The organism is Streptomyces sp. ASQP_92, assembly GCF_025399895.1.
Taxonomy (GTDB): Bacteria; Actinomycetota; Actinomycetes; order Streptomycetales; family Streptomycetaceae; genus Streptomyces.
This window is the reverse complement of record NZ_JAODUA010000001.1, coordinates 955,971-970,749: the sequence shown is the minus strand read 5'-3', so window position 1 is coordinate 970,749 and position 14,779 is coordinate 955,971. Positions and strand designations below refer to the sequence as shown.

The window sequence follows — 14,779 nt, the reverse complement described above, 5'->3', positions numbered from 1 at the left end:
CAGTTCACGCTACCGGGTCGTCCCCGCGGGTCCGACCGGCGGAAACTACCCAATAGTAGGTCTTTCTGCGCACGCCTCGTGATGCGTACGGTGCGAAGCATGGAAACCAAGGTGAGCGGCGGGCGAGCGGTGGCGACGGATCCGGGTCTTGAGGAGCTGCGCGGGGACTGCGCGCGGATGGCCCCGCACTGGGTGGTGCCGGCCGCGAAGGCTCCGGCGCCGGTGCCGCCGTCCCGGATCCACGGTGTGACGATTCCGTCCGCCTCGGTACGACTGATCGCGGACATGTCCGAATACGGGGACTGAAACGGCTCGATCGCGCGGGTGCGGCGCGCGGGATGGAACCGTGCGCTCCCCCGCTCCGTCCAAGCGGCGTCCCTCGTAAGGGGGATGCGGGATACGACTGGACAGGAGCGATCTGGTGAGCAGCGAGCACACGCAGGACGAGCCCCGGCAGCGGCGTTCGCGGCGGTCTCCCTTGATCCTCGCCGCGACGGCCGTGGCCGTACTGGCCGCGGGCGGTGGCGGGGCGTACTGGGCCACGACGGCGTCCTCCTCGGGCGGTGGCGGCACGCCCGGTGCGGACGGCGCACCCCCGCCGCTCGCACTCGACAGCGCCCCCGGCGGGGGTGGCGGCAGCGGTGGTGGCAGCGGCGGCGGCAACGGCATCGCGCCGGGTGAGCCGGACCCGAACGGGGTCCTCTACCGGGCGTCGGTGAAGCTGCCCGGCGGCCCCCGCGAGGCGGCCGTCCACCGGCCGCGCGGCACGGTGGGCGAGGCGGAGGTGAACCGGCTCGCGCGAGCGCTGGGCGTCGAGGGCACGGCCCGCCTGGAGGGCGACAGCTGGAAGGTGGGCGCGACGAAGGACGGCTCGGGACCGACTCTGACGGTCACTCAGAAGGCGCCGGGCACCTGGACCTTCGCCCGGTTCGGCAGCGGCGGCACGGACAACTGCCCCAAGGGCGCGAAGTGTCCGATGCACACCACGGGCGCGGACACCGGAAGCGGTACGGGCGGCGGCCCGGTGAGCGAGCAGGCGGCGAAGACGGCCGCGGCGCCGGTCCTCAAGGCGCTCGGGCAGGACGACGCCAAGCTGGACGCCCATCAGATCCTCGCCTCGGCCCGGGTGGTGAACGCCGACCCGGTGGTCGACGGCCTCCCCACCTACGGCTGGTCGACCGGCATCCAGGTCGGTTCGGGCGGTCAAGTGGTGGGCGGCAGCGGCCAGTTGACGATGCCGGACAAGGGCGCGGTCTACCCCGTGATCAGCGCGGACAAGGCCCTCGACCAGCTCAACAGCCACCCCGGCCGGCGGCCGGCGACCAAGGACTGCACGGGCCCGGTGCCGCTCGACGGGCAGCCCACCCAGGGCCGGCTGCCGAGCGACCCCCAGGGCAACATCCGTCCCTGCGAGCAGCCCACGCCCTCGACGGTGACGGTCGACGGCGCCACCTTCGGGCTCGCCGCGCACTTCGTGGACGGGGCCCAGGCCCTGGTGCCCTCGTGGCTGTTCCATGTGAAGCCGGACGCCGGGGAGCCGTTCACGCTCAGCGCGCCCGCGGTGGCTCCCGAGTACATCGCCAAGCCGCCGTCCTCGCCGACCGGCGCCCCGGTCCCGGCCCCCTCGGGCTCGGCCACGGCGCCGGGCGCCCACGGCCTGGCACTTGAGTCCTACGCCCTCGCGGCGAATGGGCGGACCCTGGAGATCACGTTCTGGGGCGGGGTGTGCAGCACCTACACGGCGAGCGCCGACGAGAGCGGCGACGGCGTGCGCGTCAAGGTGATCGGGCAGGTGCGGGACCCGAAGAAGATGTGTGTCGCGCTGGCCAAGCAGCAGACGGTCTCGGTGGAGCTGAGCCAGACCCTCGGGGCGCGGAAGGTGATCGACGCCGACACCGGCAAGGAGCTGGCGAAGAAGTAGCGCCGGGGGCGACGGACCCCGGACATGGCGAAGGCGGGTGTCCCCGATGACCGGGGGCACCCGCCTTTCGGCTGCCGCGAGGCTTAGCTGAAGGAGTCGCCGCAGGCGCAGGAACCCGTCGCGTTCGGGTTGTCGATCGTGAAGCCCTGCTTCTCGATCGTGTCGACGAAGTCGATCGAGGCGCCACCCAGGTACGGGGCGCTCATGCGGTCGGTGACGACCTTGACGCCGTCGAAGTCCTTGACGACGTCGCCGTCGAGCGAGCGCTCGTCGAAGAACAGCTGGTAGCGCAGGCCGGAGCAGCCACCGGGCTGAACGGCGACGCGCAGCGCCAGATCGTCCCGGCCTTCCTGCTCAAGAAGGCCCTTGACCTTGGCCGCGGCGGCGTCGGACAGGAGGATGCCGTCGCTCACGGTGGTGGTCTCGTCCGATACGGACATCTGCTTCTCTCCCGGGTTGTACGGACTGCTTGCCGACGGTTGCAACCGGCGGGGCCCCGGATTCATTCCGGGTCTTCTCTTTCATGCTCGCACACGTGGGCGCAAGCGGGGAAAGGCCTGGGGACAACGGGCGACGGAGACGGGGCGGGGGCCGGGTGCGTCACATCGACGCTATGGCCATCGTCAAAGTGACGTGAAGCAGTTATGATAGATAGCGTCATTTAGACGAAAACCCCCGGTGCAGACACACCGGCTCCACTGGAGCGGCTCCGCCGCACTGCTCAGGAACAGAAAGGGTGCGTGACGTGACCACCGCCCAGCCCCGTCAGGACCTCGCCGGCCGCGTCGAGCTCGACGTCCAGCCGACGCCGCTCGCGCTGCTCCTGCTCGGCCGCGAGGCCGACCCCAAGAGCGAGCGCGGCGTGGAATGTCCCGGCGACCTGCCTTCGCCCTCCGACCCGGACCTGGTGGCGCGCGCCCGCGCGGCCAAGGCGAAGCTCGGGGACAAGGTCTTCATCCTCGGGCACCACTACCAGCGCGACGAGGTCATCGAGTTCGCCGATGTGACGGGCGACTCGTTCAAGCTGGCCAAGGACGCGGCCGCCCGGCCCGAGGCCGAGTACATCGTGTTCTGCGGTGTGCACTTCATGGCCGAGTCGGCGGACATCCTGACCGGGGACGACCAGAAGGTCGTCCTGCCGGACCTCGCCGCGGGCTGCTCGATGGCCGACATGGCCACCGCCGAGCAGGTCGCCGAGTGCTGGGACGTGCTGACCGAGGCCGGGATAGCCGAGCAGGTCGTACCCGTCTCGTACATGAACTCCTCGGCCGACATCAAGGCGTTCACCGGCAAGCACGGCGGCACCATCTGCACCTCCTCCAACGCCGAGCGCGCCCTGAACTGGGCCTTCGAGCAGGGGGAGCCCGGTTCGACCAAGGTGCTGTTCCTGCCGGACCAGCACCTGGGCCGCAACACCGCCGTGCGCGAGCTCGGCATGTCCCTCGAGGACTGCGTGCTCTACAACCCGCACAAGCCGAACGGCGGGCTCACCGTCGAGGAGCTGCGCGCCGCCAAGATGATCCTGTGGCGCGGGCACTGCTCGGTGCACGGCCGTTTCTCGCTGGACTCGGTCAACGACGTGCGCGAGCGGATCCCGGGCGTGAACGTCCTGGTGCACCCGGAGTGCAAGCACGAGGTCGTGGCCGCGGCGGACTACGTGGGCTCGACGGAGTACATCATCAAGGCCCTGGAGGCCGCCCCGCGGGGCTCGAAGTGGGCGATCGGCACCGAGCTGAACCTGGTGCGGCGCCTGGCCAACCGGTTCGCCGCCGAGGACAAGGAGATCGTCTTCCTCGACAAGACGGTCTGCTTCTGTTCGACCATGAACCGCATCGACCTCCCGCACCTGGTGTGGACCCTGGAGTCGCTCGCCGAGGGCAAGCTGATCAACCAGATCCAGGTCGACCGGGAGACCGAGAGCTTCGCGAAGCTGGCCCTGGAGCGGATGCTGGCGCTGCCGTAGCCGCCCCGGACACGACCGAGGCCGCCCCCTGGAGCAGGGGGCGGCCTCGGTCGTCCGTACCGGGACGGGCGGGCGAACCGGCCGAGGCGGGCGCGAGCCCGCTCGGCCGGTGGCCGGATCAGGCGTTGGCCGGCTCCCGGTCGTCGGAGTCCGACGCCTCGGTGGCACCCGCCTTCCTGGCGCGCTTGGCCGCCTTCTTCTTGGCCTTGCGCTCCTTGCGGAGCTCGACCATCGCGTAGAGGGTCGGGACCAGGAGCAGGGTCAGCAGCGTCGACGTGACCAGACCGCCGATCACCACGACCGCGAGCGGCTGGGCGATGAAGCCGCCCTCGCCCGTGATGCCGAGGGCCATCGGGAGCAGCGCGAAGATCGTCGCCAGCGCCGTCATCAGGATCGGGCGCAGACGGTGGCGGCCACCCTCGACGACCGCCTCGACCACGCCGAGGCCCTGCTTGCGGTACTGGTTGATCAGGTCGATCAGGACGATCGCGTTGGTCACCACGATGCCGATCAGCATCAGCATGCCGATCATCGCGGGGACGCCCATCGGGGTGTCGGTGGCGATGAGCAGACCGATCGCGCCGGTGGCCGCGAACGGGATGGCGACCAGCAGGATCAGCGGCTGGATGAGGGACTTGAACGTCGCGACCAGGAGCATGAAGACGATCGCGATCGCCGCCAGCATCGCCAGGCCCAGGTTCTTGAACGCGTCCGACTGGTCCGAGGAGACACCGCCGATGGAGGCGGTGGCGCCGGCCGGCAGCTTCAGGTCCTTGATCTTGGCCTGGAGGTCGGTGCTGACCTTGCCGGTGTTGTCGCCGACCGGCTTGGCGGTGATGGTCGCCGAGCGGGCGCCGTCGATCCGGGTCATCGAGACCGGGCCGGGCACCAGCTTCACCTCGGCGATGTCACCGAGCTTGACCGGGCCGAGCGAGAGGTTCTTGAGCTGGTCCACGGTCGTGGCCGGGTTGGGCGAGGTGATGTAGACGTCCCGCTCGGAGTCGCCCATGATCGCCTTGGTGACCTGGGTGCCGCGCACCTGCTGGGCGACGGCCATGCCGAGGGTGGTCTGGTTGAAGCCCGCGTCGGCCGCCTTGTCGTTGGGCTGCACCGAGACGCGGGGCACGCTCTGCGCCAGGTCGCTCTGCACGTCGCTGACGTCCTTGAGACCCGCGACGGCCTCACGCACCTGCTCCGCGGCCTTCTTCAGGACGTCGCCGTCGGCCGCCTTGACGACCACGCTCAGGTTCTGGCTGCCGAAACCGCCGCCGGAGGAGATCGCGGGGTTGCCCGGCTGGTTCTTGAGGGCCGCCTCCAGACGGTCGTGCGCCTTGTCGTAGTCGCCCGCGCTCTTGAGCGTCACGGTGTACGAGGCCTGGTTGGCTCCGGTGCCGCCGCCGAAGGCCGCCATGAAGCCGGAGGAGCCGACGGTGACCTGGTAGCTCTTGACCGCCGGGTCGCCGGCGAGGATCTGCTCGACCTTCTTGGAGGCGGCGTCCGCCGCGTCCAGGCTGGTGCCCGGCTCCAGCTCCTGCTTGATCGACAGGGTGTCCTGCTCGCCCTGGTCGAAGAAGTTGGTCTTCAGCAGCCCGGCCATCCCGAAGGTGCCGATCAGGATGACGACCGCGAGCAGCACGCTGGTGAGGCGGCGCCGGGTCGCGAAGCGGAGCACCGGGACGTACACCCGCTGGAGGCGGGACTTGTTCTCCTTCTCCTCCGCCCTACGGCGCGCCTCCTCCGGGTCGATGCCCGCGATCGCCTTCGGCGCGCGCAGGAACCAGAACGACAGGACCGGGACGACGGTCAGCGAGACGAGGAGCGAGGCCAGCAGGGCCGCGGTGACGGTGAGGCTGAACGAGCCGAAGAGCTCGCCCACCATGCCGTTGACGAAGGCGATGGGCAGGAAGACCGCGACGGTGGTGAGCGTCGAGGCGGTCACCGCGCCGGCGACCTCCTTGACGCCCGTCAGGATCGCCTCGTGGCGCTCCTCGCCGTAGCCGAGGTGACGCTTGATGTTCTCCAGGACCACGATCGAGTCGTCGACGACCCGGCCGATCGCGATGGTCAGCGCGCCCAGCGTGAGCATGTTCAGGGAGAGGTCCTGCGTCCACAGCACGATCAGCGCGAGGACCACGGACAGCGGGATGGAGACCGCGGTCACCAGGGTGGAGCGGATCGAGGCGAGGAACAGCAGGATCACGATGACCGCGAAGAGCAGGCCGAGCGCGCCCTCGGTGGTCAGGCCGGAGATGGCCTTGGAGACCTGGGGGCCCTGGTCCGAGACGACGGTGAGCTCCGCGCCCGCGCCGAGGTCCTTCTTCAGATCGGGCAGCTTGTCCTTGACGGCCTGGGAGATCGCGACGGCGCTGCCGTCGTGGTCCATGGTGGCCATCACGGCGAGGCTGGGCTTGCCGTTGGTGCGCGTGATGGAGACCCGCTTGGCGGGCTGCTGCTTGACCGTGGCGAGGTCACCGAGGCGGACCGGGGCGCCCTGCTGCGGCTTGATCCGCAGGTCCTCGATCTGCTTGAGCGAGGTGTAGGGGGCGCCGACCTGGACGGTACGGCTCTTGCCGTCCTCGGAGAACGAGCCGCCGGGTATCGTCGCGCCGCCCGCCTTGAGGGCGTCGCCGAGCGTCATGGTGGTGAGGCCGGCCTCGGCGAGCTTCTTCGCGTCGGGCGTCACGTCGACCTGGAGGTCCTGCACTCCGTCCACGCTGACGCGGCCGACGCCCTTGATGTCCTCCAGGACCGGGACGACCGTGCGGTCCAGCTGGTCGGCGAGCGCCTGCTGGTCCTTGTCGGAGGTCACCGCGAGGACCACGGTCGGCATGTCGTCGGTGGAACCGGCCACGACCTGCGGGTCGACGTCCGAGGGGATCTGGGTGCGGGACCGGTTGACGGCCTGCTGGATGTCGGCCACGAGCTGCTTCGTACCGGTGCCGAAGTCGAAGGTCGCCATGATCACGGCGTTGCCCTCGGACGCCGTGGACGTGATGCCCTTGACTCCGCTGACGGCCTTGATGTTCTTTTCGAGCGGCTCGACGACCTGCTTCTCGACCACGTCGGGGGACGCGCCCTGGTAGGGGGCGAGCACCGACACCATCGGCAGTTCGATGGTGGGCAGCAGTTGCTGCTTGAGCTGCGGAATGGCGATCGCCCCGAAGACGATCGCGACGATCGACATCAGGCCTATCAGGGCCCGCTGTGCGAGGCTGAATCTGGACAGCCAGGACATGGGTGGGGTCTCTCTTCTGTGGCGTGCGAGCGGCGGTACGAGGCGGACGGGGCAGGCGGGACCGGCCCGTGATCACGCGGCGCATCACCCGGGAAGACCCGGCCCCCGCCTACAACCCTCCGCCATGGGGCGGGTTCAATGCCTCGCTCCCAGGTCCCTTTCCTTATCCCGCGCATACCGCAGCCGCAGTACGCCGCACTCCACCCTTCAGTCCACCCGTGGGCGGACAAGGCCCGATTCGTAGGCGATGACCACCAGTTGGGCACGGTCGCGGGCGCCCAATTTGGCCATCGCCCGGTTGACGTGGGTCTTGACCGTGAGCGGGCTGACGGTGAGCCGCTCGGCGATCTCGTCGTTGGAGTGGCCGCCCGCGACCTGGACCAGCACCTCGCGTTCGCGCACGGTCAGGGCGGCGAGCCGCTCGCCGTACCGTCGCGACTCCTCCTCCCCCGCGTCCCAACTGCCGCCCTGGGCAAGGAAGGTGGTGATCAGGCCCTTGGTCGCGGCCGGCGAGAGGAGGGCCTCGCCCGCCGCGGCGATCCGGATCGCGCCGAGCAGTTCCTCGGGCTCGGCGCCCTTGCCGAGGAAGCCCGAGGCGCCGGCCCGCAGCGACTGCACCACGTACTCGTCGACCTCGAAGGTCGTCAGCATCACCACGTGGACGGCGGCGAGGGCCGGGTCGGCGGTGATGGCGCGGGTCGCGGCGAGGCCGTCGGTGCCGGGCATCCGGATGTCCATCAGGACGACGTCCGGCAGCGTCCGGTGGACCACGTCGACGACCTCGGCCCCGTCGGCCGCCTCGCCCACCACCTCCATGTCCGGCTCGGAGTCGACCAGGACGCGGAACGCCGAGCGCAGCAGCGCCTGGTCGTCGGCGAGTACCACCTTGATGGTCATGACGTGCCTTCCCCCGTGGCCCCGGTCTCCGCGGCCTTGACCGGCAGTATCGCCTGGACGCGGAAGCCGCCGCCGTAGCGGGGGCCCGCGGTGCAGCTGCCGCCGAGGGCGGTGACGCGCTCCCGCATCCCGAGCAGGCCGTGGCCGCCGCCGCCGCCGTCCGCGGCGCCGGGGCCCGTGCCGTTGTCGATGACGGTGATCTCGGTGTGCGGCCCGACGGTCACGACGCTCACCTCGGCCCTGGCGCCGGGGCCCGCGTGCTTGCGTACGTTGGTGAGCGCCTCCTGGATGACCCGGTAGGCGGCGAGGTCGACGGAGGCGGGCAGCGGGGTCTCGTCGGTGCGGGCCAGTTCCACGGGCAGGCCCGCCCGCCGGAACCCGGCCAGCAGATCGTCCAGGACGGCGAGGCCCGGAGCGGGTTCGGTGGGGGCGGCGGGGTCGCCGGACTGGCGCAGCAGGCCGACGGTGGAGCGGAGTTCGTCCAGCGCGGAGCGGCTGGCCTCGCGTACGTGGGCGAGGGCCTCCTTGGCCTGGTCGGGCCGCTTGTCCATGACGTGGGCCGCGACGCCGGCCTGCACGTTGACCAGGGCGATGTGGTGGGCGACCACGTCGTGCAGGTCGCGGGCGATCCGCAGGCGCTCCTCGGCGACCCGGCGCCGGGCCTCCTCCTCACGGCCGTGCTCGGCCCGCTCGGCGCGTTCGCGGATGGCCTGGATGAAGGCGCGCCGGCTGCGCACGGCGTCCCCGGCGGCCGCGGCCATGCCGGTCCAGGCGAAGACCCCGAGGTGTTCCTGGGAGTACCAGGGCGGGACGCCGAAGAGCATGGCCGTGCCGGTGAGCACGACCATGGTGAGTACGCCGACCCGGTAGGTGGTGGGCCGGTCGGTGTGGGCGGCCACGGTGAACAGGGCGACGACCGCGCTCATCGCGACGGGCGCGGGCGGCGCGCCGAGGGCGAGCTCCACCGCGGCGAGCGCGGTGGTGCAGGCGAGCACGGCCATGGGCGCGCGGCGCCGCAGCACCAGGGCCCCGGCGCCCAGCGTCATCAGGACGAGCGAGCGCAGACCCGGCGTACGGGTGCCGAAGGTGGGCCCGTTGGGTCCGTGCGGGTCGGCGAAGGACCCGATGACCATGCAGATCAGCACGCCGACGGCGAGGGCGGCGTCCAGGGCAAGCGGATGCGCCCTGAGCCAGGGGCGGGCACGGTCGATGGGGGTCACGGGCACCTACCGTAAGGCCGGGGCCCGCCCCGGTCAGCCGGGGATGAGGCCGTCGTCGCTGAGCATGTCCCTGACCTCGTCCAGGCTCGCGTCCGGGCCCGGAAGGATCAGCTCGGACGGTTCGAGGGCGTCGTCGGGCAGGGGCTCGCCCAGGCGGCGCACCGCGTCGAGCAGCGCGCCCAGGGTGCGGCGGAAGCCTTCCTGGTCACCGCTCTCCATCTGGCCGAGGAGCTCGTCGTCGAGCTTGTTGAGCTCGGTGAAGTGGCTGTCCGCCAGCTTCACCTGCCCCTCCCCCATGATCCGGACGATCATGAACGTCTCCTGCCGCTCGTCACTGCTTGTCGAAGCGCGGGCTCTGCTGCGGGGCCTGGTCCTGCGGGGCGGCGGCGCCGCCCTCGATGGCCTGCTTCCCGGCGGATCCGCCGCCCATGAGCTCGGCCTTCATCCGCTGCAGTTCCAGCTCTACATCCGTACCACCGGACAACCGGTCGAGCTCGGTCTGGATGTCGTCCTTGGCCAGGCCCGACTGGTCGTCGAGCGCGCCGGAGGCGAGCAGTTCGTCGATCGCGCCGGCCCGCGCCTGGAGCTGCGCGGTCTTGTCCTCGGCCCGCTGGATGGCGAGGCCCACGTCGCTCATCTCCTCGGAGATGCCCGAGAAGGACTCGGCGATCCGGGTCTGGGCCTGGGCCGCCGTGTAGGTGGCCTTGATCGTCTCCTTCTTGGTGCGGAAGGCGTCGACCTTGGCCTGGAGCCGCTGGGCCGCGAGGGTGAGCTTCTCCTCCTCGCCCTGCAACGTCTGGTGCTGCGTCTCCAGATCGGTGACCTGCTGCTGGAGCGAGGCACGGCGGGACAGGGCCTCGCGCGCCAGGTCCTCGCGGCCCAGCGAGAGGGCCTTGCGCCCCTGGTCCTCCAGCTTGGAGGACTGGCTCTGCAACTGGTTGAGCTGCAGTTCAAGACGCTTGCGGGAGGTCGCCACGTCGGCGACGCCCCTGCGTACCTTCTGGAGCAGCTCAAGCTGCTTCTGGTACGAGTAATCGAGGGTCTCGCGAGGGTCCTCGGCCCGGTCAAGGGCCTTGTTCGCCTTCGCGCGGAAGATCATTCCCATACGCTTCATGACACCGCTCATGGGCTTCGCGCGCCCCCTTCTGACGGACTCCAGCTCCCGCTGCTGCAACAGAACCCACAGTACGGGCCCTGCATCCATTACCGCACTGTTCGGGCGGCGATGCGCTCATCCCCAAGGACGACTACGTCCGCCGCTGATCCGGCGCAGGGAGTAGGTGACCCTCGGGGGAAGCTCGCGCCGCCCGTCTCTACGGACGCAAGGCGTTGCCGGATCGTTCCCCACCGGCCTGGGGTCCATGCCGGGTACCCCGTACCCTTGGGGATTGTGTTCCGTAGCCGTTCCAACGCAGAGAAGGCCCCCACCGACAAGGTGACGGCGGACCTCTCCCAGCCCCGCGACCCGCAGGCCCCCAAGGGGCGCCCCACTCCCAAGCGGAGTGAGGCGCAGACCCAGCGCCGCCGGGCCTCGACCGTGCCGACCGACCGCAAGGAGGCCGCCAAGCGCCAGCGCGAGGCGCGCCGGGTCGACATGGCGAAGCAGCGCGAAGCGCTCGCCAATGGCGACCAGCGCTATCTGCCGGCCCGTGACAAGGGCCCGGTGCGCAAGTTCGTCCGCGACTACGTCGACTCGCGGTTCTCGGTCGCCGAGATGTTCCTGCCGCTCGCGGTGATCATCCTGGTGCTCTCGATGATCCGCATCGGCAGCCTCCAGAACCTCTCGCTGCTGCTGTGGCTCGTGGTGATCGTGCTCATCGTGCTCGACTCGGTGGGCCTGGCCTTCCGCCTGAAGAGGGCGCTGGCCGCCCGCTTCCCGGACGAGCCGAAGAAGGGCGCCGTCGCCTACGGCCTGATGCGCACGCTCCAGATGCGCCGGCTGCGGCTGCCCAAGCCGCAGGTCAAGCGCGGAGAGCGGCCCTGAGCGGCAAACCGTCCGGGTTCACCGGCGCCTCCGGCGCCTGGCTCAAGGGGCTCGGCGGGCTGCGCAACGTCGTCCGCCAGGAGCTCGTGGCCCGGCACCTCGACGAGCAGATAGCCGGGCGCTTCCCGGTGGGCCAGCGGCTGCGCGTGCTCGACGTCGGCATGGGCCAGGGCACCCAGGCCCTGCGCCTGGCCCGCGCCGGGCACTCGGTGACCGGGCTCGAATCCGATCCCTCGATGCTCAAGGTGGCCCGCGAGGCGCTGGTCACCGAGCCCGAGGGGATCCGCGAGCGGGTCCGCCTGATCGAGGGCGACGGCCGCGAGACCGGCGTGCACTTCATGCCGGGCTCCTTCGACGTGGTGCTCTGCCACGGCGTCCTGATGTACGTCGAGGAGCCGGACGCGATGCTCGCGGGCCTGGCCCGGATGCTCGCCCCCGGCGGGCTGCTCTCGCTGCTCGTGCGCAACGCGGACGCGCTGGCCGTGCGGCCGGGCCTGGCCGGTGACTGGGCGGGCGCCCTCGCCGCCTTCGACACCGACTCGTACACCAATCGGCTCGGCCTGCCGGTGCGGGCCGACCGGCTCGCGGCGCTGACCCGCACGCTGGATGGGATCGCGGCGCCGCTGCACACCTGGTACGGGGTGCGGGTGTTCACCGACAACGTGCCCAACGCGGCCGAACTGCCCGCCGCCGACGAACTGGAGCGGCTGCTGGCCGCCGAGGACCGGGCGGGCCGCACCGACCCCTACCGCCAGGTCGCGGCGCTGCTGCACCTCTTCGGCGTACGGGACTGACGCGCGGGGTATCCGCCGAGTGGGCCCCGGCCCGGGGCCCCGGTACCTGCCGGTACCTGATCGGGCGCACCGACAGGCCGTTATATCGGACCAAAGGGATACTCCTGCCATGGATGCATCTCTTCGCGCCGGGCGGGTGCGCCGTGCGGTGCTGCCGCTGACCGTCGCCGTCGCCACCGCCGTCGCGCTGGGCGGCTGTTCGGGCGCCGGATCCGGCGCGGCGCCGAAGGCGTCGGCCGCCTCCGCGAGCAACGCGGCCCCCCAGCGCAACGGCTCCGGGGGCACCGACACCCTCCAGGGCGACTACATGCGGGTCATCAAGAACGTGCTGCCCTCCGTCGTGCAGATCGACGCCACCAACAGCCTGGGGTCGGGGGTCGTCTACGACGGCCAGGGGCACATCGTCACCAACGCCCATGTGGTCGGCAAGGAGCGGACGTTCAAGGTGTCGACCTCCGGCAGCGGTTCGGCGATCACCGCGCGGCTCGTGTCGTCCTACCCCGAGCAGGACCTCGCCGTGATCAAGCTGGACTCGGTGCCGAGCGGTCTGAAGGCCGCCAGGTTCGGCGACTCCGCGAAGGTCGAGATGGGCCAGATCGTGCTCGCCATGGGCTCCCCGCTCGGCCTGTCCTCCAGCGTCACCCAGGGCATCGTGTCGGCGACCGGCCGCACCGTCTCCGAGGGGAGCGCCGGCGGCGGGACGGGCGCCACCATCGCCAACATGGTGCAGACCTCGGCCGCGATCAACCCCGGCAACAGCGGCGGCGCCCTGGTCAACCTGGACGACGAGGTCATCGGCATCCCGACGCTCGCCGCCACCGACCCGGACATGGGCGGCAGCGCGGCCCCCGGCATCGGCTTCGCGATCCCGGCGTCGATGGTGAAGACGGTGGCCGACCAGATCATCAAGAGCGGCAAGGTCACCGACTCCGGCCGCGCCGCGCTCGGCATCACCGGCCGCACCGTGGTCGACGCGGGCTACCGGCCGGCCGGGGTCGCGGTCGTGCAGGCCCCGGCGAACGGCGCCGCGGCCCGGGCGGGCCTGCGGCCGGGCGACATCATCACCCGGCTCGGCGACACCGACATCGCCTCGATCACCGCGCTCACCGAGGCGCTCGCGGCCGACAAGCCCGGCCAGAAGGTCCAGGTGACGTACGTCCGCGACGGGGCCGGGAGGACGGCCGAGGTCACCCTCGGCGAGATCTGAGCGCGGCCGGGGACACCGCGGGCGCCCCCGGCCGCCACGCCGGACCTGTCCGGCGTGCGGGCCCGTCAGACCTGTTCGGCGTGCAGGCTCATCGGGCCGTAGATCTTCGCGCCGTCCTCGAAGAGGAAGACCTGGTCGGCCCCGCCCTCCAGCAGGTCCTTCCACACCTCACCGATCCAGGACTCCGCATCGCCCTGGGTCGTGAACTCCTCCGGCGCCACCGCCGGCTCGACCTCCGTACCGTCCGACTTCTCGAAACGCCACGTCCACGCCATGTCCGCCTCCTTACGTCACGTTGCTGCCCGCAGCGTAACCGGGCGCGCAAGAGGGCCGGTTACGCGGGAGGATCGTGCCTGTGGAACTGACTCTCCTCGGCACCGGGGCCCCCGCCGGCCTGCCGCGCCCCGACTGTCCCTGCGCCGCGTGCGCCCTCGCCCGCGGGTCGGACGCCCGCGCCGCGACCGCCCTGCTCGTCGACGGCGCGCTGCTGCTCGACCTCACGCCCGGCGCGGCGCTCGCCGCCGCCCGCGCCGGGCACTCGCTCGCGGGCGTGCGCCAGGTGCTGCTCACCCACCCGCACGACGGGCCCGCCCTGGAGCTGCCCGCCGGGCTGCCCGCGGCCGGCCGGGTGCCGGACGGCCGCAGGCTGTCGCTGATCAGCGGCCACCGGGTGCTGGCCGTGCCGCTGGACTCGCCGGGCACCGGGTACGAGGTGACCTCCCCCGACGGCGAGCGCCTGCTGTACCTGCCGCCGGGCGGCGCCCCCGCGGGCCCCGCCGAGGTGCGCCCGTACGACATGGTGGTGGCCGATGTCTGCGGGCGCCCGGACGCGCTGGCGAGGCTGCGGGCGGCGGGCGGCATCGGTCCCGCCACCGATGTGATCGCGGTCCACATCGACCACGAGGTGCCGCCGGGGCGGGAGTTGGAACGCCGGCTCGCCGCGCTCGGCGCGCGGGCGGTGCCGGACGGCACGACGCTGGTGGTCGGCGAGTACCACGCGGTGCCCGACGTGCCGCGCCGGGCGCTCGTCCTCGGCGGGGCGCGCTCGGGCAAGTCGGTGGAGGCCGAGCGGCGCCTGGCGGGCTTCCCGCAGGTGGTGTACGTGGCGACCGGAGGCGGTCGCGAGGGCGACGCGGAGTGGGCGGCGCGGGTGGGCCTGCACCGCGAGCGCCGGCCCGCCTCCTGGCGCACCGAGGAGACCTGCGAACTCGCGCCGCTCCTGGAGGAGCCGGGCCCCCCGCTCCTGATCGACTGTCTGGCGCTGTGGCTGACCGACGCGATGGACCGGGTCGGCGCGTGGGACGACGAGAAGTGGGCGCAGGGCGGCGAGCGGGCGCTGAAGGAGCGGACGGCCGAACTCGTCGCCGCCGTACGGGGAACCTCGCGCACGGTGGTGGCGGTGAGCAACGAGGTGGGCTCGGGCGTGGTGCCGGCGACGGCGTCGGGGCGCCGGTTCCGGGACGAACTCGGGCGCCTGAACGCGGCGTTCGCGGCCGAGTGCGAACAGGTCCTGCTCGTCGTCGCGGGGCAGGCGCTCACGCTGCGCGGCTGATGTCCA

The 14,779-nt window shown here is 71.8% G+C and carries 14 protein-coding genes; 7 read left to right on the top strand and 7 right to left on the bottom strand.

What is annotated here, in order from left to right; genetic code table 11:
• The first annotated feature begins 99 nt into the window (after positions 1-99).
• Both N4G70_RS04230 and N4G70_RS04225 read left to right on the top strand, forming a co-directional pair.
• Complete coding sequence (locus N4G70_RS04230) at positions 100-306, top strand: hypothetical protein (RefSeq protein WP_261710994.1); 207 nt, start codon at positions 100-102, stop codon at positions 304-306.
• Between the two features lie 115 nt (positions 307-421).
• Positions 422-1,921, top strand: coding sequence for a hypothetical protein (locus N4G70_RS04225; protein WP_315904220.1), 1,500 nt, complete (start codon positions 422-424; stop codon positions 1,919-1,921).
• 83 nt (positions 1,922-2,004) lie between these two features.
• Here the strand turns inward: N4G70_RS04225 and N4G70_RS04220 are convergent, their stop codons facing one another.
• Positions 2,005-2,361: an iron-sulfur cluster assembly accessory protein gene (locus N4G70_RS04220; RefSeq protein ID WP_030933606.1), complete on the bottom strand. Its 357-nt coding sequence runs from the start codon at positions 2,359-2,361 to the stop codon at positions 2,005-2,007.
• A gap of 296 nt (positions 2,362-2,657) precedes the next feature.
• On the opposite strand from N4G70_RS04220, the gene nadA reads away from it, so the two are divergent.
• The gene (nadA, locus tag N4G70_RS04215) at positions 2,658-3,884 is read left to right on the top strand and encodes a quinolinate synthase NadA (protein WP_261710993.1); all 1,227 of its coding nucleotides are present in this window, start codon (positions 2,658-2,660) and stop codon (positions 3,882-3,884) included.
• Positions 3,885-4,002: 118 nt separating this feature from the next.
• Here the strand turns inward: nadA and N4G70_RS04210 are convergent, their stop codons facing one another.
• From N4G70_RS04210 to N4G70_RS04190, 5 genes are all read right to left on the bottom strand, one after another.
• Positions 4,003-7,119 (bottom strand): efflux RND transporter permease subunit, encoded by a 3,117-nt coding sequence (locus N4G70_RS04210; protein ID WP_261710992.1) that lies wholly within the window; start codon positions 7,117-7,119, stop codon positions 4,003-4,005.
• 207 nt (positions 7,120-7,326) lie between these two features.
• Positions 7,327-8,016, bottom strand: a complete 690-nt coding sequence (locus tag N4G70_RS04205; RefSeq protein WP_261710991.1) for a response regulator transcription factor — start codon at positions 8,014-8,016, stop codon at positions 7,327-7,329.
• Positions 8,013-9,242, bottom strand: coding sequence for a sensor histidine kinase (locus tag N4G70_RS04200; protein ID WP_399034046.1), 1,230 nt, complete (start codon positions 9,240-9,242; stop codon positions 8,013-8,015). Before N4G70_RS04200 ends, N4G70_RS04205 begins: the two co-directional genes overlap by 4 nt.
• Positions 9,243-9,269: 27 nt before the next feature.
• Positions 9,270-9,548 carry a PspA-associated protein PspAA gene (locus N4G70_RS04195; RefSeq protein ID WP_261710989.1) on the bottom strand — a complete coding sequence of 93 codons (279 nt, stop codon included), beginning with the start codon at positions 9,546-9,548 and terminating at the stop codon, positions 9,270-9,272.
• A gap of 19 nt (positions 9,549-9,567) precedes the next feature.
• Positions 9,568-10,362 (bottom strand): PspA/IM30 family protein, encoded by a 795-nt coding sequence (locus tag N4G70_RS04190; protein ID WP_261710988.1) that lies wholly within the window; start codon positions 10,360-10,362, stop codon positions 9,568-9,570.
• A 264-nt stretch (positions 10,363-10,626) separates the two neighbouring features.
• Between N4G70_RS04190 and N4G70_RS04185 the strand changes: the two genes are divergently transcribed.
• The 3 genes from N4G70_RS04185 to N4G70_RS04175 all read left to right on the top strand — a co-directional run bounded on the left by N4G70_RS04185 (position 10,627) and on the right by N4G70_RS04175 (position 13,221).
• Entirely contained in the window at positions 10,627-11,220 is a 594-nt protein-coding gene (locus N4G70_RS04185) for a DUF3043 domain-containing protein (RefSeq protein ID WP_261710987.1), read from the top strand.
• A gap of 59 nt (positions 11,221-11,279) precedes the next feature.
• The gene (locus N4G70_RS04180; protein WP_261711372.1) at positions 11,280-12,014 is read left to right on the top strand and encodes a bifunctional 2-polyprenyl-6-hydroxyphenol methylase/3-demethylubiquinol 3-O-methyltransferase UbiG; all 735 of its coding nucleotides are present in this window, start codon (positions 11,280-11,282) and stop codon (positions 12,012-12,014) included.
• 109 nt (positions 12,015-12,123) lie between these two features.
• The gene (locus N4G70_RS04175; RefSeq protein WP_261710986.1) at positions 12,124-13,221 is read left to right on the top strand and encodes a S1C family serine protease; all 1,098 of its coding nucleotides are present in this window, start codon (positions 12,124-12,126) and stop codon (positions 13,219-13,221) included.
• 65 nt (positions 13,222-13,286) lie between these two features.
• Here the strand turns inward: N4G70_RS04175 and N4G70_RS04170 are convergent, their stop codons facing one another.
• On the bottom strand, positions 13,287-13,496 hold the full coding sequence (locus N4G70_RS04170) for a hypothetical protein (RefSeq protein ID WP_261710985.1): 210 nt from the start codon (positions 13,494-13,496) through the stop codon (positions 13,287-13,289).
• 80 nt (positions 13,497-13,576) lie between these two features.
• Between N4G70_RS04170 and N4G70_RS04165 the strand changes: the two genes are divergently transcribed.
• On the top strand, positions 13,577-14,773 hold the full coding sequence (locus N4G70_RS04165; protein WP_261710984.1) for a bifunctional adenosylcobinamide kinase/adenosylcobinamide-phosphate guanylyltransferase: 1,197 nt from the start codon (positions 13,577-13,579) through the stop codon (positions 14,771-14,773).
• The last annotated feature ends 6 nt before the right edge of the window (positions 14,774-14,779 follow it).

Bases quoted from the DNA above. Each gene is read 5' to 3' on its own strand.
- N4G70_RS04230 (WP_261710994.1), top strand. From the start codon at position 100: ATGGAAACCAAGGTGAGCGGCGGGCGAGCGGTGGCGACGGATCCGGGT.
- N4G70_RS04220 (WP_030933606.1), bottom strand. From the start codon at position 2,361: ATGTCCGTATCGGACGAGACCACCACCGTGAGCGACGGCATCCTCCTG.
- N4G70_RS04210 (WP_261710992.1), bottom strand. From the start codon at position 7,119: ATGTCCTGGCTGTCCAGATTCAGCCTCGCACAGCGGGCCCTGATAGGC.
- N4G70_RS04205 (WP_261710991.1), bottom strand. From the start codon at position 8,016: ATGACCATCAAGGTGGTACTCGCCGACGACCAGGCGCTGCTGCGCTCG.
- N4G70_RS04195 (WP_261710989.1), bottom strand. From the start codon at position 9,548: ATGATCGTCCGGATCATGGGGGAGGGGCAGGTGAAGCTGGCGGACAGC.
- N4G70_RS04190 (WP_261710988.1), bottom strand. From the start codon at position 10,362: ATGAGCGGTGTCATGAAGCGTATGGGAATGATCTTCCGCGCGAAGGCG.
- N4G70_RS04175 (WP_261710986.1), top strand. From the start codon at position 12,124: ATGGATGCATCTCTTCGCGCCGGGCGGGTGCGCCGTGCGGTGCTGCCG.
- N4G70_RS04170 (WP_261710985.1), bottom strand. From the start codon at position 13,496: ATGGCGTGGACGTGGCGTTTCGAGAAGTCGGACGGTACGGAGGTCGAG.